The sequence below is a fragment of the Olleya sp. Ti.3.14 genome, assembly GCF_038154885.1.
Classification (GTDB): Bacteria; Bacteroidota; Bacteroidia; order Flavobacteriales; family Flavobacteriaceae; genus Olleya.
The window spans coordinates 145,481-166,394 of sequence record NZ_JBAKAO010000007.1; the positions used below are offsets into that span (position 1 = coordinate 145,481).

Genomic DNA, 20,914 nt, shown 5'->3' on the forward strand with positions numbered 1-20,914 from the left:
TAACAGGCTATCCGTTACAATCTTTTTTTGCCATATATGGCAGCAAAAAAAGGATTTCCTCTTCTATCCTTAACGCAACTTATTAGTTATTGAATTGTAATTTTGGCTCCATTAAACAGTTTACCTTCAGCTGAAACAATGTATGCTTCGTCTACATTTAAACCAGATAATACTTCCACTTGATCTCCAAAAGTTCTACCTAAACGCAACCAACGTAATAATGCTGTATTGCTTTGACTTACTGTATACACACCAGATAATTGTCCGTTTGTGACAATAGCTTCGTTTGGTATTAAAACCATTGATGACGTTGCCTTTCTTTCCACAGGAAATTGAACTGTTGTAAACATCCCAGATAAAATATTAGCCTCTGTTTTATCTAAATCTATTTTTACTAAATATTGTCCTCCAGTATTTTTAGCAGAAGTACTCACTTCTTTTACTTTTCCTTTTATGGTTTTATTGATTGATTTAACTAACACATCAACAGTTGATCCTTTTTTAATCGCTGAAATTTCAGTTTCAGGAACCATTGCTATCACTTCAAAATTCCCAGGTGTTTCTATACTTATTAATGATACACCAGGATTTGCCATGTTACCAGCTTCCACATTTTTACTAGTTACTGTTCCGCTAAAAGGTGCAGTAATATTACTGTAAGCAAACTGTGCGTTAATTTCGTTTTTCATTTGATTAGCGCCTTCTACTCTAGCTTTTGCCATTTCGTAATTTGCAGTCATATCATCCATCTCTTTTTGAGACGCACTATTATCCGCAAATAAATTTTTAAAACGGTTGTAATCTTTTTGAGCATTGCTTAAAGCTGCATTTGCTTCTGTAATCCCCGCATTTACTTGCGCTCTTTTAGCTTGTAAATCGCTATTATTAATAGAGACTAATAATTGTCCTTTACGCACTTTGTCTCCTACGTTTACATGTACTTTATTAACGTAACCCATCATTCTAGTACTTAAATCGGCACTATTAATAGCCTGTATTTTACCGCTTACAGATAAAAAAGGACTATTCCCATTTGCTGCTACTTGACTCGTTTTTACGCTAATTGCTGGCGAATTATCTACAACAAGCTTTTTGTCTTCGCTACCACAACTCGCTACTAATAGCGCTACAGAAAGTGTTAGGATTGTATATATTTTTTTCATGGTTGTTATTTTTTATTTAAGACACTTCGACAAGCTCAGTGTGATATATTTTTATAATTAAAAACTCTCGAAAATCAATCTTGATTCTTGGTTCTATATTCTTGTATCCTTTTTTATTCTTTAGTTAAAAATTGCAAATATGCTTGTGTGTAATTGTATTCAAAAATAGTTTGGTAGTATTCCAATTGCTTTTGTGCATATTGCGTTTCGGCAATTAATAAATCTGATGTTTTTTCTAGACCTTCTTTAAATCTATTGGTTCTAATTCTTAAAGATTCTTCAGATTGTTGTAATGCTAGAGTTGTTAATTTCAACTTATTGTCAGCATCTGTAAACGCACGTTTAGCTTTGTTTAATTCTAAATTACTTTGTGATACATATTGATTGTATTCTAGCTTTGATTTTTCAAATTCGGCTTTACTCTTTTGTACTTTTCCAAAACGCTTTGAGCCTTTAAAAATATCCCAACTTAATTGTGCTCCAAATAAATACCCATTTGCATCACCTTGGAAAATTTTATCATCATACAACTCGTAACTCCCAAACGCATTTAAACGTGGTAAAAACGCCATCTTATCTGCTTTATTCATAGCTTCATAAGCATTGGTTGCTAATTGCATGGCTTTAATATCCGATCTGTTTTCAGACACCATTTTATCCTCTAAAGTAAAAGTTGAGATTGACAATTCATCACTAGGCATGTACACAACATAAGCGTCATCATTCATTAAAAAAGACAAATAATTAGACGCATTTTGCACATTACTTTTAGCGGTTTGTAATTGGTTTTGAACTTCAGTGACACGTACTTCAACATTTAATACATCTGCACGTTGTAAATACCCTTGTTTAAAGCTATCGTCAGCTAGTTTTTTATTTGCATTTGCTGCGTCCAAAGCTTTCTCTAAAACACTTACTGCTTTGTAAGCTAATTGTAATTGCATATAAGATTTATCCACTTCAAAAGCTAAATAATCCTGTGTACGTTCTGTTTTTAAAGACATGGCTTCCATTTTAGACTTAGCAGCTTTACGTTGGTAAATACCGTCTAAATTTAGTAATGGTTGCTGAATTTCTAGTTTGGTTGCGTAATTTTCAATTTGAGAAGGATTGTTTAACAACGCAGGACTAAAATCATTCTGTGTTAAAATCTCTTGATTTAATTTAGAACCAAAAGCCATTAAAGGATTAGTTGTTGCCATTGCAGTGTGACTTGCTGTAATGTTTGGCAAAAACACAGCATTGGTTTGTCTGTAGTCTGCTCTAGCTGCGTTAAAATCTTGTTCGGAAATTTTTATATTCTTATTATTTTCAGAAACCTTAGACAAAACATCAGATTTTGAAATAGGAACAAGTTGTTGCGCTTGAACAGAAAGTGTTAACCCCAAAAGCAATAATGGTATATAAATGTGTTTTTTCATCAATTATTAATTTACAGTACAAATTTACATTACATAAATAGCCTGGTCGGTAACATAAGTTACCAAGCAAAAAGCAACATAAAACCGAAGTCTTGTAATAAATAAATTGGTATCCCTTACTTTTGCATGCTATATGGATTCATTAACACAAATAGTATTAGGAGCAGCTGTAGGAGAAGCTGTTTTAGGTAGAAAAGTTGGAAATAAAGCCATGCTTTATGGAGCTATTGCAGGAACTATTCCTGATTTAGATGTACTAGCATCCTTTTTTACAGACAATGTCACTGCACTTTATGTGCATCGTGGATTTACGCATTCCATTGTGTTTTCAGTACTTTTCGCACCTATTTTAGCTTGGATTGTCACGCGATACGAAACCTATAAAAACTTTAAAAACTGGACTTGGCTATTCTTTTTAGCCTTTGTAACACACCCTATTTTAGATGCACATACGACTTGGGGAACACAACTGTTTTGGCCTTTTGATTTAAGATTAGCCTTCAAAAATATATTTGTAGTTGATCCATTATACACCGTGCCTTTTCTAGTGTTTTTAATTTTGGCAATGCGCCAGAAACGAACTACTGCAAAACGTCGCTTTTATAATAACATGGGATTGATTTTAAGCACCTCTTATTTAGCATTAACTTTATTATTAAAATGGGCTGCTTATACAACATTTGAATCTGCTTTAGCAACACAAAACATTGATTATTCAAATATTGACACAAGACCATCACCTTTAAACACGATACTTTGGAGTGCCAATGTCCAAACTGAAGATGCTTATTTACTTGGAAATTATTCGTTTTTTGATAGCCAACCCATCACTTTTGAAAGCTATCCAAAAAACCACGACTTATTAGGTAGTCTTATTGAGGATAAAAGTGTAAAACAAATGATTGCTATTACTGAAGGTTGGTATACTATTACTAAAGAGAATAACACACTTTACTTTAACGATTTACGCTTTGGATTATTAAGCCTAAAACCAAAATCAACCAATTTTGTTTTTAAATACAAATTAGAAGTTGATTCAACGGGTAAAGTTTCATTTATAGAGGCGCCTAAAGATTCTAATGATGGTAAAAAGCTATTATCAGAACTTTGGCAACGCTTAAAAGGGAATTAATTTCGGTTTAAAACCACTATTTAATTTCAACTAGACTAATTATTACATACTATTAATTTCTTTAGAATTTGAGAATGGAAATCTTTCAAATTTTAAATATCTTGTAAACTAAACTTATAAATTTATGGACATTACTGCAGCATATACGGATCTATATCAAATTACAATGGCGCAAGTCTATTTTGTGACTAAACCAAATGGTAAAGCGGTATTTGACTATTATTACCGTCGTAATCCTTTTGATAATGGGTATGCCATATTTGCAGGGTTAGAAGATGTTTTAGATATACTAGAATCGCTTAAATTCTCAGAGTCTGATATTTCTTATTTAAAGCAAAAAGGATTTGAGAACGAGTTTTTAGAGTATTTAAAAAACTTTAGCTTTAAAGGTAGTATACGCTCTAGTAAAGAAGGTGATATTGTTTTTCCTAACCGTCCAATTTTACAGGTTGAAGCTAATATTATTGAAGCACAAATAATAGAAACTCTTCTGCTTAATATTTTAAACTTTCAAACTTTAATTGCAACCAAAGCGAGCAGAATACGCTATAGCGCCAAAGATGCTATTTTACTAGATATGGGATTACGTCGTGCCCATGCTACAGGTGGTTACTATGCGTCTAGAGCTGCTGCTATTGGTGGTTTTGATAGTACAAGTAATGTGAAATCTGCAGAAGATTACAACATCGCATCAACAGGAACAATGGCACATTCGTTTATACAGAGTTATGATAATGAATTAGACGCTTTTCGTGATTTTGCGCAAGTACGACCTAAAAACTGTGTACTTTTAATTGATACTTATAATACCCTAAAATTAGGACTTCCAAATGCGATTATTGTTGCAAAAGAAATGGAAGAGAATGGTGAAAAATTATTCGGAATCCGATTGGACAGTGGTGATTTAGCGTATCTATCTAAAAAAGCGAGAGCCATTTTGGATGCTGCTGATTTAAGTTATGTAAAAATTGTAGTCTCTAATCAGTTAGATGAATTTGTTATAAAAAGTTTAAAAGAACAACAGGCGCCTATTGATGTTTTTGGTGTAGGAACTAATCTGGTTACTGGAAGACCAGATGCGGCGTTAGATGGCGTTTATAAATTATCTGAATACAATGGTGATCCAAGAATTAAACTCTCTGAAAACATCATAAAAGTATCGCTGCCTTTTAAAAAGCAAGTGTACAGAATGACTGATGCCGACGGACAATTTTATGGTGCAGATGCTGTGGCTATTTATGCCGAAGGTGAGATTGATAAAATGGAACATCCTTTTGATATTACCAAGCAAATAGATATTAGTACACTAAAAAAAGAACCGTTATTAGAATTAGTCATGGAAGATGGTAAACGTATGGTTCCTGCTAGAACTGTTACCGAAATTTCGAAATATTCGCAATCGCGTTTAGCACAACTTCCTGATGAATATAAACGTTTTCAAAATCCGCATACTTATAAAATTGGATTGAGTAGTCAGCTTAAAAAGGAACGAAACGATCTAATTAACACACATAAAAGCTAAAGTAATACTGCAAATGGTTAGATAAATCGTAACCTAATCAATTAAAAAATAGTCAAACTATGAAAACACTTTTAGTCATTGATGTACAAAACGATTTTATGCCTAGCGGATCTCTTGCAGTGCCCGATGGAGATAACATTGTGCCCGTAATAAATAGCATACAAGATAAATTCGATTTGATTGTAGCTACGCAAGATTGGCATCCAAAAACGCATTCTAGCTTTGCTGTAAACCATGATAATAAATCTAATTTTGATAGCATAGAATGGCGCGGGAAATTGCAAACCTTATGGCCGGAACATTGTGTACAAGGCAGTAAAGGAGCCGAATTACATCCAGAATTAGACACTACAAAATACGAAGCTATTTTTAGAAAAGGTACCGATATTAATATTGATAGTTATAGCGCCTTTTATGACAATAACCATTTAAAAGCAACAGGGTTAACAGGTTATTTAAAAGAAAAGGAGGCCAAAAAACTCTATTTTTGTGGTCTAGCATCTGATATTTGCGTGTACTTTTCTATTCGCGATGCTATTCAAGAAGGTTTTAAATGTTATTTTATTGAAGATGCTGCTAAACCTTTAGATCTAGAAGTATTTGAAACTATTAAGATTAAAATGGTTGCTATGGGTGTGCATATTATAACATCTAAATCGCTAAAATAGCAATACATTTTGTACAGTAAAAGTCATTTAGCTTCTTGTACCACCATGTCCTCCTGCTACCACAACCATTATTTTTATACTTAAATAGATGAATTTAAAAAACTGGATGATTGGATTCATCATTTTAAATCTTTGATATTTTGATATTCTTTCTGTCATTTTGATAATTATTAAATTCTTGTAAAATTTTCATGATATCCTAAATTTCTCTTTGATCTTTCAGGATAAACAATTCATATCAATTAAAAATTAAGCGCGCTGTTTATTCTGGAATCAACCACCAAAATGGTCGCATTTTAGCTTTATAGATAAAGGCGTAATGTAAAGCCAATTTAAGCCAATGTCCTGCTAAACCTATTTCTCCGAAGGTTTCCCCTAATTGTCTACCTTGTGTTTTAGGATATTTTTCGTAATCTGGAACAATGGGATAGGTTGTAATACTAACGCCACTTCCCTTTGTCATTCCGTATCCAGCAGAAGCAATACAAGCTGCTCCCATATTACCTAAACTTCCCTTATGGGTTAAAGATTCTTTTCCTATTTTTATTGAATCTATAATATTATCTGCAACCAATTTTGCGGTAATACCAGATGGCATTCCTGTTCGTGGTGGAGCTGGTGCAATTACCGTCCCATTTTTACTTGTTCTTGGTTTAGAAATGGCATGTGGAGGTGCAAATGCAATACCTGGAGCAAAAATGTTTTTATAACTCGGATTTTGATATGTTTCAGGCCAATCTTTTACAGACCATTCTTCGTATGGTTTTGACGTGTAATCGGCGTCAACAATCATAAAGCCTTTAAAGAGTTTTTCTGTGATGTCGGTTTCATTTTTATCATAAGCTTTAAAACCATGACCAGAAAATGATGGAATTAACATTGCAAAATCATAAGTTTCGGCTTTATGTTCTCCTTCTAGGTTTTCGTAATAGGCAATACCATCCTCAATTTTTTCGACTCCTGCGCCAAGAATCCATTTAATGTCTCTGTCTTCAAAAATCATTTCAACCATTTCATGAGATTTCATGGTCATACTTCCGTAGCTTAATAGCATACCATCCATACCAAAATCACCTAATTGGTATTCATTAGAAATCCAAGTGACTTCAGCCATTTCTCTAACTTTATGCTTACGTAATTCTTGTTCTACATTTAATATATATTCAAAAGCAGCTCCTTGACAAGTTGATTTGGCGTGACCTGTACCTATTAGAATTTTCATTTTTTTACCAGCTTTCATTTGCTGAATGACTTCATTTAAACCTTCCCAAGCATGGTCTGCATGTGTATATGTACAAACAGAATAGGTTTTATTTTGTCCAGGAATTAAACCTTCGGTAGCTTCAAAATTTAATTTTGGACCTGTAGCATTAATTAAATAATCGTATGTTATTTTTTCCTGTTGACCTTTACTAGCTCCTACGACATACTCTGCTAAAACATAAGGTTTTTCTTCTGTTTTATCGCCTTCTGGAAAAAACGAAATTGCTTTGGCTTGTTTGTATCCAATACCTTTCTTTTTATACAAAGGCGCTAATGGGAATAGGATTTTATTTGATTTCATTCTACCAATTCCAACCCAAATATTAGACGGAATCCATTGGTAATTACTGTTAGGAGACACTACGACTACTTCATGGTCTTTGGATAGTTTTCTACGTAAATGTGAAGCTGCTACATGACCAGAAATTCCAGCTCCTAAAATGACTATTTTAGACATAAACTGTTAATTTTTAATAAAGATATTACATCTCTAAAATCTGCACAGCTACTTATGTTACATAACTAATAACTAGTATCATCCAACTTGACTTTACCATGAAATGTTTTATATAAAAACAAGAAATAACCTGCTAATAATGGTGCTCCAATAGCAACAATGGTTAACATTATGCCTAAGGATTTTTGAGATGAAGCTGCATTATATATAGTTACACTGTATTTAGGATCTATGGTAGAAGGCAATAATACTGGATATAACTGAAAAGCAACCAACATTAATAAAAAAGCCATTGTTAAAGATGAAAAAACTAAAGCATTAGCGTATTTTTTCTTAGACACTAATCTAGGCACATTAGCTACAGCTAAAAAGGCTAAAATAGGTAGTACAAAAAACACTGGATTTTCTTTAAATTTATCTGTAACTCCGTGTAAAAAAGTCAAAGTATATAAGGATGTTACTGCAAAACTTATTATAAAGAAAATCATTCCTTTTTTAAGTAAAAAAGTTAATCTAGCATGTAAGCGACCTTCAGTTTTTAGCAATAAAAAAATTGCCCCTTGTGTCATAAAAATAGACAATGTTGTAAACCCAACCATAATAGCATAAGGACTTAAAAAGGAGAAGAAAATACCACCTTTATAGGTTAGGTTTTCTCCTAATTCAAAACCTTGTAAAATATTTCCTAAAACGACACCTAATAAAAAAGCTATTAACGTATTAGAAATAAAGTAAATAATATCCCATGTTTTTCGCCACCAAGCCATTTCTTCAGCACTTCTAAATTTTATTGCAGCAGATCTTAATACTAATAGCATTAAAAACAACATGAAAGGAATATACATAGCGGACAACATCGTAGCATACATTACAGGAAAACCTGCAAATAAAGAGCCTCCACCAATAATTAACCACACTTGATTTGCATCCCACAATGGACCAATAGCATTAATAGCAATACGACGACTTAAGTCTTTTTTTAAAAATAAATGCCATGCTCCTGCGCCATAATCGAAGCCTTCTAAGATGGCGTAACCAGAAAATAATAAACCCACAACTAAATACCAAAGTGTTGGATAATCTATACCTAATATTGTTTCCATAGTTTTTTTATTAAACGTATTTTAAAAATTCATCTGGGTTTTTAGCTTCATCATAAGGACCATGCTTTATCTTTTTATTTACAGAATAAAGGAATAATAAAAACAATATAGCATAGACTACTAAAAATAAAATTAAAGAGAATAAAATTTGATTAGAAGACACTTCTTGCGAAAATCCTTCGTTTGTTCTTAAATGTCCATAAACAATCCATGGTTGACGTCCCATCTCTGCAGCAAACCATCCGACTTGATTTGCTATTTGTGGCAGTAAGACTGAAAATGCAAAGATTTTTAATAACCATCGTTTTTTAAATAAAGTTCCTTTCCACCATAAAAACGAAGCATACAATGTTAATCCAATTAAAAACATACCAATAGAAATCATAATGTGATAAAATTGAAATACTGCATTAACTTGACCTGGTCTATCCGCTTCTGGAAAAGCGTTTAATCCTGTGATAGGTGCCTTAAAATCTTGATGTACTAAAAACGATAATCCTCCAGGTATACCAATACCTGTAACCTCTTGTGTTTTATCATTAACCCAACCAAACAAGTATAAATCAGCAGGTGCAGATTTATCATAATGCCCTTCCATTGCTGCTAATTTTGCTGGCTGATTTACAGCTACACCATCTGCCGAACTATGTCCTGAAAGTAACTGAGTTAATGATACAATTGTCGCTAACCCTAATGCAATTTTAAATGCTTTTTTTGAAATTTCAACATATCGACCTTTAAGTAGATAATAAGCATGCACACTTAATACTAAAAAGGCACCAGCTAAAAAAGCACCTTGCCAAACATGAATAATCCTGTCTACACTAGATGGATTAAAAACCATTGCCCAAAAGTCTGTTACTTCTGCTCTAGCATTAAATCCCTCTCCTACAATATGATAACCAGCAGGTGTTTGCTGCCAACTATTAGCCACAACAATCCAAACTGCCGAAAACATGGAACCAAGAAAAACACCGATTGTAGATATAAAATGTACTTTAGGAGACACTCGGTTCCATCCAAAAATTAACACTCCCAAAAAGGCACTTTCCAACCCAAATGCAAATAAGCCTTCTGCTGCTAAAGCGCTTCCAAAAATATCACCAACATATCTTGAATATACTGCCCAATTGGTGCCAAACTCAAACTCCATAATAATACCAGTTGCGACACCAATACCAAAAGTTATAGCAAAGATTTTTAACCAAAAGCGGGTTAATACTTCATAATGTTTATTTCCTGTTTTAAGATATAATCCTTCCATGATAACCATAATTAGACCTATACCAATACTTAATGGAGGATAGATATAATGAAAGGCAATGGTGAAGGCAAATTGAATTCTGGCTAAAATTTCGGTATCCATAGCTTGTTTATTTTAATACAAAAATACGACGCAACGCTTAAACGCTGTGTAACTTTTATTACAAAAAAGCCTCAAAAAAGAGGCTTTTCAAAATTAATGTGCGTTATCTATTTTTAAATTGTAAATGCTTTAACAGCATCGCTAAGATCATATACGGGAACTGTTTTAATTATACTAGAAATAATACTACTTCCTGCTGCACTTCTATAACCTCCTGCGCAATGCACCACAATAGGTTTATCCGTAGGAATTTGACTTTGAGAGGCTCTTAACTGATGTAAAGGAATTGAAATCGCAGTTTCAAAAATCTTACCTTCTGCTACCTCGCTTGCATTACGGATATCAATAATAGTATATTGATTTGGGTGTTTTTTAAAATCTTTAATATCTAATACTTTAAATGTTTCAAAGGTATTGAAACCTAATGTTATAATCGATTTGATTTGCTTTTCATAACCTATTTTAGCAATACGACTAAGCATTGTTTTTCTGTCGTTAATTGAGTTAATTACTAAATGAAACGCTTCATTAGGAGCAACGATAGAACCTAACCAAGTTTCTACTTTATCATCTTCCGTTTCTGCAATAATATTAACACTTCCTTTTAGGTGATTCTCTTTAAATTGTGATGCACTTCTAACATCAATAATCAGATTGTCATCGTTAACAAAATTGGTTATACCGAAAGAAAAAGGTATCCTACAAAATGTAGATTCAAAATTATCTGCACCAATTTTATTTATATCTACATTAAAACCAAAATAAGTAGGTATAAAAGGTTGATCCTTTAAAATATGCTTTACAAATTGATCTTCAGTTAAATCTTTAAATGCCCAATTTTCAGTACGTTCTCTTCCTAAAGTGCTTGATGCATCTGTACTCATGTTTTTACCACATAACGATCCTGCACCATGCGCTGGATAAACAGTTGTTGTGTCTGGTAAATGATTAAATTTATGACGCATAGTATGATACATACTTTTAGCTAACTCCTCTCTTTTAGCTTTCATATTACCTGCTTTTTCACGCAAATCTGGTCTTCCAACATCACCAATAAATAAGGTATCTCCAGAAAACATCGCATAATTATTATCTGCATCATTAGCTATAATTGTAATACTATCTGGCGAGTGACCTGGCGAGTTAATAGCCGAGAAAGTTACCGTTCCTAAATTTAGAGTATCTCCATCATCAAATGCTTGATGCGGATAATTAGCGCCAACCAGTTTACTTACATAAATTTTTGCACCAGTTTCCTTATGTATTTGCAAATGACTACTCACAAAATCGGCATGTGGATGCGTTTCAAAAACAGCAATAATTTTAGCATTATGTTTTTCTGCTAAATCATAATACAGTTTTACATCTCTTGATGGATCTACAAGTGCCATTTTACCATCACTTATTATTGCATAAGAATAGTGAGCTAATGGCTTATCTTCAAATTGTTTAATAATCATGATTTTTTATTTAGATATTAAAATACAAAAAAGAGCCTTAATAAAAGGCTCTTTTTAAATGTATTAGCTTACTTTTTTAAGATTGAATCTAATACTAAATCCTTATCTAATTTTTTAGTACAGAAAAACCAGTCTTTACAGTCTAAATCCTCAGTAGAGGTCATACGCTCTTCTGCAACACCACAAGATCCAGCTGGAGATACAATTACATCGTCACCAGGATTCCAATCTGCTGGAGTAGCTACATTAAATTTATCTGATGTTTGCATAGCTATTAAGGCTCTGTATAACTCATCAAAATTACGTCCTAAACTTAATGGATAGTAAATAATAGCTCTAACTATTTCGTTTGGATCTACAAAAAAGACCGCTCTAACCGCTTGCGTTTTGCTTTCACCTGGTTGGATCATACCATATTTTTTGGCCACATTCATTGAGATGTCTTCGATTAAAGGAAATTTAACTTCTATGTTTTTCATTCCGTTAAATTCAATTTTATCTTTAATCGTTCTTAACCATGCAATATGACTGTATAAACCATCGATTGACAAACCGATAAGACTACAATTTGCTTTTTCGAATTTTTCTTCTAAATGTGCAAATGTCATAAATTCTGATGTACAAACAGGCGTAAAATCTGCTGGGTGACTAAATAATATAGACCATTTACCTTTATAATCTGAAGGGTAATTAATATCTCCTTGTGTTGTTACTGCTGTAAACTCTGGTGCTTTATCGCCAATTCTTGGCATTGCAAATGTGTCTTGTGGTGTTGTTTCTGAAGTATTCATAATATATAGATTTTTAAATTATTTATAGTGTAAAATTACTTTACAAGGCTGTGGTTATGTGTAACATATGTCACTTAAACAATACCTAAAGCTTATACTAAAATAAGATTTAGCTATAAACTTAAAATCTACAGTAATGTAACAATTGTCACCTTTTATAATACGCTGTTATTTTATTTTTACACTAATGAAAATGAATACATACATATTCGCTTTAAGTGTAACCATTCTTATACTATTTAATAGTACAAGAGTATCCTTAACTTATGCCTATTATAAACTAGATCCTGTTGGTTTTATAGAGGCCTTATGTGTTAATAAAGATAAACCTGAGTTGCAATGTAATGGTAAATGTCATTTGAATAAGGTTATAAAATCACTAGATAAAGATCAAGATATACCAGAAAATATAGTTGATTTTAAAGAACTACTTCTATATACTATAGCTTTAGAAAAGATAATTTTTAAACCAATAAACGATCTAAAAAAACAAAATACTTCGATTTACAAAAACCTATATAGTTATAACAATATCAACGATTGTTTCCATCCTCCACAGGTATAATTTAACTTTTAGTATTGGTAGTTAATCTACCCCAAACATTTAAGTTAAATATAATATTACTATATATGAAAACAATAAATAGTGTGCTTTTATGCATACTTGTTTCAGCTATGTCTTTTGGTCAAAATGAAACTAAAAAAGACACTACAAATCAAAAAATAAACAAATTAGACGAAGTTATTGTTACAGGAAAATTAAACCAAGATCCTGTATTAACAGTTGTTGCCAATAATTATGACAAAGCTATTGTGCAACCCAAAAATGTTGCTGATTTATTTAACAATATCAATGGATTTTCAGTAATTAAAAGAGGTAACTATGCTATAGATCCTTCTTTTAGAGCTTCACAATATGAGCAGTTAAACATTCAGTACGATGGCGGAACCAAAGCAATGCATGCTTGCCCAAATAGAATGGATCCCATAACGACACATATTATTCCTGAAGAAATTTCTAAAATTGAAATTATTAAAGGACCATATACCGTACGTTATGGTGCTACTTTTGGAGGTATAATAAATCTAGTAACGCAAAAACCAGATTATGAAGATTATGGTTTACACGGAAAAGTATCTGGTGGGTACGAAAGTAACGGAAACGCTTTAGTAAATTTAGCGCAATTACAATACATTCAAGAAAAATATGATATTGTTGCTAATGCTGGCTACAGAGATTTCGGGAATTATAAAGATGGAAATGGTACAGAAATACCCTCATCTTTTAGAAGTACCGATTACGGAATAAAATTAGGGTATAATATAAATGAAGACCAACGTATACAAGCCCATTGGAGGCAGTCTTTTGGTCGCGATGTGCTGCATGCTGCATTACCTATGGATACCGAATTTGATAATAGTAGCATTATGTCTTTAGACTATAAATTAGATAATATAGGCGTTATAGCTAAGTCCTTAACCGCTAAAGTATACTATAGTTATGTGGATCACTTAATGACCAATAACAATAGACCGTCGTTTATCATGATGAAAGCATCATCTGCAGTAAACGCGACAACTGCAGGTGGTAAATTAGAATTAAACTGGAAACCACTTGAAAAATTAAATGTATTTACTGGACTAGATGCTATGCATATTGCTAGAGATGGAGGAAGAACAAGAACCGTTAAAGTTATGAATGGAAACATGCTAACAACACCTATAACGTTTAATGATAAGGTGTGGCAAGACTCATACATTGCAGATTTAGGAGTATTTACAGAAGCTAAATACTCTATTAATCCAAAAACGGTTATTACCGCAGGTGTGCGTTATGATAATGTCACCTCAGATATTCAAGATCCAGAAGCTGATTTTGAAGCTTTATATGATTTAAAAAAACGGACTGAACATAATATAAGCGGAACATTGTCTATTAAAAAGAAAGTAACGGACAACTTTATTTTAGAGGCTGCATATGGTCGTGGTGTGCGATCTGCCAATATGATCGAGCGTTTTATTAACCATTTTACTGTTGGACAAGACCCTTATGAATATGTAGGAAATCCTAATTTGAAAGCAGAAGTTAACAATCAATTTGAAATTGGATTTAAAGGTAAGCAATCCTTAAAAAATGGTTTTAATAGCTTTAAATACGAAACCTCTTTTTATTATTCCTTTTTTGAAAACTATATTGTTGGTGTTATAGATCCAACATTAACAAGAAAATTTAATCCAACTTCAGACCCAACCAATGTTAAAGTCTTCCAAAATATAGACGAAGCTTATAAAACTGGATTTGAAGTTATGGCTGAAATCGATTTTTTAAATGATTATTATTTTAAAACTGAATTTGCTTATGTCTATGCTAAAAACAAAGATTTAGCAGAGTCATTACCTTTAACACCTCCATTTAATACCCAATTGATTTTAGGTTTTAAGAAAGATAAATTCTGGGGAAATGCACAATATAACATCGTATCTAAACAAGAGAATATTTCTAGAAGTTTTGGAGAAACCGAAACTGCAGGATACCAAACTTTAGATATTAGATTTGGAATAAAACCCATTACATCCATAATACTTGGTGTTGCTATAATTAATGCTTTTGATGAAGCCTATAACAACCATTTAAATTTTTCGTTTACTAATCAGGAAAATTTTGGAAGAACACCAATAACAGAGCCTGGACGTAACTTTTCTGCCTTTTTACAGTATAAGTTTTAAATCTAAAAAAGTGTAAACAAAAAAGAAGGAGCCCATTTAATATGTGCTCCTTCTTTTTATTTATAAATATAACTAGACCTTATCTTTCTTTTGCTTCGTCATCTTTTCTGTCACTACTAGACATTGATTTCACTAAAAAACCAATAAGTAATAAACAAATTACTCCAAAAATAGCAATCATTACTACTCCGTTACTCCAACTATATAATGCGATGTTTTGAGAAATCATAATTTTAAAATTTTAGTGTTTATTGTAAAGCACAAATTTACTGTTGCTGTTTAATATTTAATATGACAATTATCAGTTTTAAATAAGGTTTTAATTTTTATTTTTTCTGAATAATAAAAAACAATTCTCGACCAGCTCTTGGCTTTATGGAGTTATACGAAGCATCCATTATCTTAATGTCAAAATAAGGTATAAAATAGCCTAAATACTCTGTTTTACTACCTCCGAATGGAGGATGTGTTGTATTTAAAACTGCATCAAATAATAGCCCTGAAACTTTACCATTTACATTTAATATTTCTGAAGCTTTTTTAGCATAATCAGCTCTAAAGCTAGGATTAATAGCACAAAAAAAAGTTTGTTCAATAATTAAATCGAAAGTTATATTTAAGTCAAAAAAATTATCTAAAATTAAATTTGATGATGGAAAATCTGGTATTCTATGTTTTAAATTATCCAATGCTGTTTGAGATAAATCAACAACATACACGTTTTTGAACCCTTTATTAAAAAGATATTCTGCCTCATAACTATTACCACCTCCTGGAATTAAAATTTTTAAATCCAAATTGGTTAGCTGATCAAAATAAGCTTTTAATGGCGGAGAAACAGTACCTAAATCCCAACCAATATCATTAGATTTGTATCTATTATCCCAAAAATCTGCGCTTAAATCCATTAGTATGTTGCTGTAATAACATCAATCAATTCGTTTTTTTGTAGCACGCCAGATTGTCTCCAAACTTGTTTTCCTTTTTTGAATAACAATAACGTTGGCACACCTCTAACTTGATATTTAGATGCTAATTCTTGATTTTTATCTACATCAATTTTAATAATAGACACACGGTCTTTTAAATTATCTTTTACGTCTTTTAAAATAGGACTCATAGTTTTACAAGGTCCACACCACTCTGCATAAAAATCCACCAAAACTGGTGAATCTTGATTAATTATTTCTGAAAATTTACTCATTTTATTTTTATTTATTTATCAAAAACAATAGTCCAAATACCTCTAACTTGATTTATATTGTAACCTGTAGCTTTATCTTCAGGATATAGTTTAGCAAGCCTAGTTAACGTAGGTTTTTCAATATCCTCATTAGGTTTACCATGACATTGCAAGCACATGGTATTGGTTGTAATTGGATAATACACTTGTACTTTATCGTCTAATAAATCAACTATTGGTTGTGGTTCTTTATTATTTTTAATTTCGTTTTTAAAAGAATTAATATACGTCAATTCTTTTTTATTTGCTAAATTATTTTGATTTCTTGGTTTATCAGATACCCTTTTAATAGATGCATTATGTACCACTGACATACTATCTGTTAACGGATAAGCTTTTTCATTACAAAACGCTAAAGCACCCAAGGTTCCTTTTTTTTGGATAGTTCCCATTAAATTTTTACCCAAAACTGCTTTTGTTGATAAAGCATATTTTAATCCACGTTCTGCGTATGGTAAATCTTCAAACTTTGTTTCAGCCTGTTGTTTGTGCATGCCATTTCGTTGTCCTTTTCCTTGTCCTTTATGGTTACCTTTTTCTTCATTAAAATGCTTTTCAAACCATTCTGGTTGATCAATATCATAATCAAACATATAATCGGCTATTTTAGCAATTGTCTCTTCTGGAAATGCTTGCTTTGGCATAACACCAAAACGTTTTACTGCTCCAAACATTTTTGCATCTTGTGCATTTGGATTTTTAATCCATGCTTGCATATTTTCTACAAATTGTGCTTTTGTAGTGTTTTCATCAATATAATGCCTTTTAATAGCAACCATTGGTGGTCCAATCCTATCCGACTGACTAGCTGATGGACTATGACATGTGTAACAGTTAGTTTCCATTAGCTTTTTTCCAGGATGCTTATTCGCTTCCATTTGAGTGTCAAAAGCAGATAGCTTTTTGTTGTTGGTATTATTGCAGCTTAATAAAAACAAGGTTAATGCAACCAATAGATAGGATTTTTTCATAATCGTTTTTTTTTATTTTGAAAGCTTGCCAGTAGCACAACTTACAAAAGATTTAGCTTTAGACACCAAGTTATTATCATCATCTACTGATGGATAACCTAACGTTTTAAGGCGCTCTTTTACTGCTATAGCTTCCGTTTGGTTATTGTGATTAAACGCTACTATACTATTATCAACATCTATTGTAATCTCAGAGATATTTTCTAGTTCTGCTAATTTTGTAGTGATGGTGTTTGCACAACCACCACATTTTAAGTTTTGTACTTTTATTGAAGTGTTCATTTTTTATATTATTTTAAATTTTGGTAAAATGTATTCGCTAAAATGCTGGGTTCAATTTTAATATAAGTTTGAGGATTTGTAAAACTATTTCGCCGTAAGGCAAACCATTATATTAATAGATAAAGTTACCAAAAAATATACACCTGAACGGTAACTAATGTTACACAAAAAAGCGCGTATTACAATAATGCAATACGCGCTTTTACTAATAAAATTAATTATAATACTATTTTAATGTTGTAGGACAAACAAAGTCTGTTCTTGGTATGTCAGTTTTTTTAATGGCACCATAACCACCTGCGACATCTATTAAATTGTGGATACCTCTGCTTTTTAATATTGATGCTGCAATTACAGATCTGTAACCACCAGCACAATGAATATAAAACGGTTTATCTTCTGGAAACTCGCTTAAATGACTGTTAATATTATCTAACGCAGTATGTTTAGCTCCATCTACATGCTCGCCAGTAAATTCTCCATCTTTTCTAACATCAAAAATCACGTCTTTATTGTCTTCGTATCGTTTTGCGAACTCTTCTGCAGAGATTGATGTTAAGGTGTCGTAGTCCATTCCTGCGTTTTTCCAAGCCTCAAAACTACCTTCTAAATACCCAATTACATTGTCAAAACCAACACGAGATAAACGTGTGATTACCTCTTCTTCTCTTCCTTCTGGAATGACCAATAAAATTGGTTGACTAACATCTGCAATTAATGCACCAACCCAAGGAGCAAATCCACCATCAATACCAATAAATATAGAACGTGGAATGTGTCCTTTTACAAATTCTGATTGATTACGTACGTCTAAAACAATAGCTTCAGTCTCGTTAGCTGCTGCTTCAAAAGCCTTTGGTGTTAATGGTTTTTGAGATTTAGTCATTACTTTATCAAAGCTTTCATAACCTTTAATATTCATCATAACGTTTTGAGGAAAGTACGCAGGTGGTTCTGATAAACCATCTAATAATTCAGCAATAAATTCGTCTTTAGTCATGTCTGCACGCAAAGCGTAATTAACTTTTTTCTGATTTCCTAAAGTATCTGTAGTTTCTTTACTCATGTTTTTACCACAAGCTGAACCTGCACCATGATTAGGATACACTATTAAGTCATCACTTAATGGCATTATTTTATTACGAAGTGAATCAAATAAATAACCTGCCAGTTTTTCTTGTGTTAAATCCGAAGCTATTTTTTGTGCTAAATCAGGACGACCAACATCGCCTATAAAAAGCGTATCTCCTGTAACTATACCATGTTCTTTACCATTTTGGTCAATTACAAGATACGTTGTACTTTCCATAGTATGTCCTGGTGTATGGATAGCTTTTATCTTATAATCTCCAACTTCAAACACCTGACCATCTGTTGCAATTAATGCGTCATAAGAAGGTTTAGCAGTAGGTCCAAATACGATTTGAGCACCTGTTTTTTCTTTTAAATCCAAATGTCCAGACACAAAATCTGCATGAAAATGCGTTTCAAAAATGTACTTTATTTTTGCGTTGTCTTTTTGTGCTCTTTTAATATATGGTTGCACTTCCCTTAATGGGTCGATAATTGCTGCCTCTCCATTACTTTCTATATAATAGGCTGCGTGTGCCAAGCAACCTGTATAAATTTGCTCTATCTTCATTTTCAATTCTATTTTATGTTTTTGTAAAATGTGTTCGCCTTTATGGCTCGGTTCATTTTCAATTCTATTTTATGTTATTAAAAGAAATTCGCCTTAAGGCAAAAATTCATTTTTAATTCTTCAAATTTACTAATGTTTTTAAATTTTAATAGCAACTTAAGTTACATAATTAAAAAACTAACTCTTTTAATATAATATAAATGGACATTACCAATACAAACCAGCCAAAGCTCTTTTTTAGTTTTTTACTAGAAATATATTTAGAAAAATAGCCTCCTACTAAAATACCAATTATTGTTAAAGCAGTAAATGATAATAGAAATGCCCAATCAATATCTAGGGTTTGCATATCTCCTGAAAATCCTATTAATGAGTTTATTGCGACTATAATTAGGGATGTACCTACTGCTTTTTTCATGTCTAATCCAGCCCACAATACTAGTGCTGGAACATATAAAAATCCTCCTCCTGCACCAATTAATCCTGTAATAACACCAATTATCACACCTTGAATAAATGTCTTGTAATAAGGCTGTGAGGTAGCGGATGATTTTGTGTTTTGTTTAGTTTTAATCATTGAAAAAGCTGCCAAAAACATGATTATTGCAAAAAATATCATGATAGCCATATCCTTGGTCAAACTAAATGTACCAATAGATACTATAGTTTCTGGTATTGCTGGTACTACAAAACGTCTAGAAATATAAACAGCAATAAATGATGGAAATGAAAACGCTAAACCTGTTTTAAAATCTACTAATCCTTCGCGATGCTTTTGAAAAACACCTACTAATGACGACGATCCAACGACAAATAAGGAATATGCTGTAGCAATTACTGGATTATAAGCCAAAAAATAAACTAATAATGGAACGGTTAGAATAGATCCACCTCCTCCAATTAATCCTAATACTGCTCCAATTAAAAAAGCTGCTAAATATGTTATTACTCGTATAAAATCCATAATTTAATAATCTTATACAAACTTAAAATTTATATAGGAGATGGTTTGTAACAGTTGTTACGCTTATAAATCTAAAACCTTAATGTTGTTTCTGTGCAATTCAATTTTACCATCAATTTCCAGTGTTTTTAGTAATCTTGAAATTACCACACGCGACGTATGCAAATCTCTAGCAATTTGTTGATGTGTCACATGGATTAACTCGTTATGATTGACCATTGCTTTGTCTTTTAGGTATTTAAATAAACGCTCGTCCATTTTTAAAAAAGCTATAGTGTCTATAGCTTCTAGCAACTCTGACATACGATTATGATAACTTTGTAAGACAAATTTTTGCCAAGTCTTATATTTACCTAACCACTCTTCCATTTTAGCAACAGGTATCATTATTAACTTAGTATCTGTTTCTGCTATAGCTCTGATTTCGCTTTTAGAATTTCCTAAACAACAAGATAATGTCATTGCACACGTATCTCCTTGCTCGATAAAATAAAGGATTAACTCATCGCCATCTTCATCTTCTCTTAAAATCTTGATTGCTCCACTAACTAAAAGTGGCATTGTTTTTATGTAGTCACCAATTTCAATTAATTTAAATCCTTCAGGAATATCTTTATAAGTACCAACATTATTAATTTCTTGAATTAATTCATCTTCAAATAAATATCCGTAATGCTGTTGTAACTCTTCTAACATGGTTTGTTTTTTGTAATTGTAAAGTTAACTAATTTGAATTAAT

Annotated in this window: 21 protein-coding genes; 5 read left to right on the forward strand and 16 right to left on the reverse strand. The window is 32.0% G+C overall.

Annotated features, from left to right (window positions below; genetic code table 11):
- Window positions 1-86 precede the first annotated feature (86 nt).
- Window positions 87-1,163 carry an efflux RND transporter periplasmic adaptor subunit gene (locus tag V6251_RS11020; protein WP_341588268.1) on the reverse strand — a complete coding sequence of 359 codons (1,077 nt, stop codon included), beginning with the start codon at window positions 1,161-1,163 and terminating at the stop codon, window positions 87-89.
- Between the two features lie 113 nt (window positions 1,164-1,276).
- Window positions 1,277-2,584, reverse strand: a complete 1,308-nt coding sequence (locus tag V6251_RS11025) for a TolC family protein (RefSeq protein ID WP_341588269.1) — start codon at window positions 2,582-2,584, stop codon at window positions 1,277-1,279.
- A gap of 133 nt (window positions 2,585-2,717) precedes the next feature.
- Between V6251_RS11025 and V6251_RS11030 the strand changes: the two genes are divergently transcribed.
- The 3 genes from V6251_RS11030 (at window position 2,718) to pncA (ending at window position 5,906) form a co-directional block, all read left to right on the forward strand.
- Window positions 2,718-3,716, forward strand: a complete 999-nt coding sequence (locus V6251_RS11030) for a metal-dependent hydrolase (RefSeq protein ID WP_341588270.1) — start codon at window positions 2,718-2,720, stop codon at window positions 3,714-3,716.
- A 124-nt stretch (window positions 3,717-3,840) separates the two neighbouring features.
- Entirely contained in the window at window positions 3,841-5,238 is a 1,398-nt protein-coding gene (locus tag V6251_RS11035) for a nicotinate phosphoribosyltransferase (protein WP_341588271.1), read from the forward strand.
- 59 nt (window positions 5,239-5,297) lie between these two features.
- Complete coding sequence (pncA, locus tag V6251_RS11040; RefSeq protein ID WP_341588272.1) at window positions 5,298-5,906, forward strand: bifunctional nicotinamidase/pyrazinamidase; 609 nt, start codon at window positions 5,298-5,300, stop codon at window positions 5,904-5,906.
- Window positions 5,907-5,933: 27 nt separating this feature from the next.
- Here the strand turns inward: pncA and V6251_RS11045 are convergent, their stop codons facing one another.
- The 6 genes from V6251_RS11045 to V6251_RS11070 all read right to left on the reverse strand — a co-directional run bounded on the left by V6251_RS11045 (window position 5,934) and on the right by V6251_RS11070 (window position 12,346).
- Entirely contained in the window at window positions 5,934-6,065 is a 132-nt protein-coding gene (locus V6251_RS11045; RefSeq protein WP_261375294.1) for a hypothetical protein, read from the reverse strand.
- Window positions 6,066-6,168: 103 nt separating this feature from the next.
- The gene (locus V6251_RS11050; protein WP_341588273.1) at window positions 6,169-7,626 is read right to left on the reverse strand and encodes an NAD(P)/FAD-dependent oxidoreductase; all 1,458 of its coding nucleotides are present in this window, start codon (window positions 7,624-7,626) and stop codon (window positions 6,169-6,171) included.
- Between the two features lie 65 nt (window positions 7,627-7,691).
- Window positions 7,692-8,729 carry a cytochrome d ubiquinol oxidase subunit II gene (gene cydB, locus V6251_RS11055; RefSeq protein ID WP_341588274.1) on the reverse strand — a complete coding sequence of 346 codons (1,038 nt, stop codon included), beginning with the start codon at window positions 8,727-8,729 and terminating at the stop codon, window positions 7,692-7,694.
- Window positions 8,730-8,739: 10 nt separating this feature from the next.
- Window positions 8,740-10,095, reverse strand: a complete 1,356-nt coding sequence (locus tag V6251_RS11060) for a cytochrome ubiquinol oxidase subunit I (protein WP_341588275.1) — start codon at window positions 10,093-10,095, stop codon at window positions 8,740-8,742.
- Window positions 10,096-10,208: 113 nt separating this feature from the next.
- A complete protein-coding gene (locus tag V6251_RS11065; RefSeq protein ID WP_341588276.1) occupies window positions 10,209-11,555 on the reverse strand; it encodes an MBL fold metallo-hydrolase in 1,347 nt (448 codons plus the stop codon).
- A gap of 68 nt (window positions 11,556-11,623) precedes the next feature.
- Entirely contained in the window at window positions 11,624-12,346 is a 723-nt protein-coding gene (locus V6251_RS11070) for a peroxiredoxin (protein ID WP_341588277.1), read from the reverse strand.
- Between the two features lie 193 nt (window positions 12,347-12,539).
- Between V6251_RS11070 and V6251_RS11075 the strand changes: the two genes are divergently transcribed.
- On the forward strand, window positions 12,540-12,911 hold the full coding sequence (locus tag V6251_RS11075) for a hypothetical protein (protein ID WP_341588278.1): 372 nt from the start codon (window positions 12,540-12,542) through the stop codon (window positions 12,909-12,911).
- 65 nt (window positions 12,912-12,976) lie between these two features.
- Entirely contained in the window at window positions 12,977-15,073 is a 2,097-nt protein-coding gene (locus V6251_RS11080; protein WP_341588279.1) for a TonB-dependent receptor domain-containing protein, read from the forward strand.
- Between the two features lie 79 nt (window positions 15,074-15,152).
- On the opposite strand, the gene V6251_RS11085 is transcribed toward V6251_RS11080, so the two are convergent.
- The 8 genes from V6251_RS11085 to V6251_RS11120 form a co-directional block, all read right to left on the reverse strand.
- Entirely contained in the window at window positions 15,153-15,302 is a 150-nt protein-coding gene (locus tag V6251_RS11085; protein WP_193600109.1) for a hypothetical protein, read from the reverse strand.
- 97 nt (window positions 15,303-15,399) lie between these two features.
- Complete coding sequence (locus tag V6251_RS11090) at window positions 15,400-15,981, reverse strand: SAM-dependent methyltransferase (protein ID WP_341588280.1); 582 nt, start codon at window positions 15,979-15,981, stop codon at window positions 15,400-15,402.
- On the reverse strand, window positions 15,981-16,277 hold the full coding sequence (gene trxA, locus V6251_RS11095; RefSeq protein ID WP_145001409.1) for a thioredoxin: 297 nt from the start codon (window positions 16,275-16,277) through the stop codon (window positions 15,981-15,983). Before trxA ends, V6251_RS11090 begins: the two co-directional genes overlap by 1 nt.
- Before the next feature lie 11 nt (window positions 16,278-16,288).
- The gene (locus tag V6251_RS11100) at window positions 16,289-17,287 is read right to left on the reverse strand and encodes a c-type heme family protein (protein WP_341588281.1); all 999 of its coding nucleotides are present in this window, start codon (window positions 17,285-17,287) and stop codon (window positions 16,289-16,291) included.
- A gap of 12 nt (window positions 17,288-17,299) precedes the next feature.
- Window positions 17,300-17,569, reverse strand: coding sequence for a heavy-metal-associated domain-containing protein (locus V6251_RS11105; RefSeq protein WP_341588282.1), 270 nt, complete (start codon window positions 17,567-17,569; stop codon window positions 17,300-17,302).
- 226 nt (window positions 17,570-17,795) lie between these two features.
- The gene (locus V6251_RS11110) at window positions 17,796-19,211 is read right to left on the reverse strand and encodes an MBL fold metallo-hydrolase (protein WP_341588283.1); all 1,416 of its coding nucleotides are present in this window, start codon (window positions 19,209-19,211) and stop codon (window positions 17,796-17,798) included.
- A gap of 169 nt (window positions 19,212-19,380) precedes the next feature.
- Window positions 19,381-20,175 (reverse strand): sulfite exporter TauE/SafE family protein, encoded by a 795-nt coding sequence (locus V6251_RS11115; RefSeq protein ID WP_341588284.1) that lies wholly within the window; start codon window positions 20,173-20,175, stop codon window positions 19,381-19,383.
- Window positions 20,176-20,238: 63 nt separating this feature from the next.
- Window positions 20,239-20,871: a Crp/Fnr family transcriptional regulator gene (locus V6251_RS11120; RefSeq protein WP_145001399.1), complete on the reverse strand. Its 633-nt coding sequence runs from the start codon at window positions 20,869-20,871 to the stop codon at window positions 20,239-20,241.
- Window positions 20,872-20,914 lie beyond the last annotated feature (43 nt).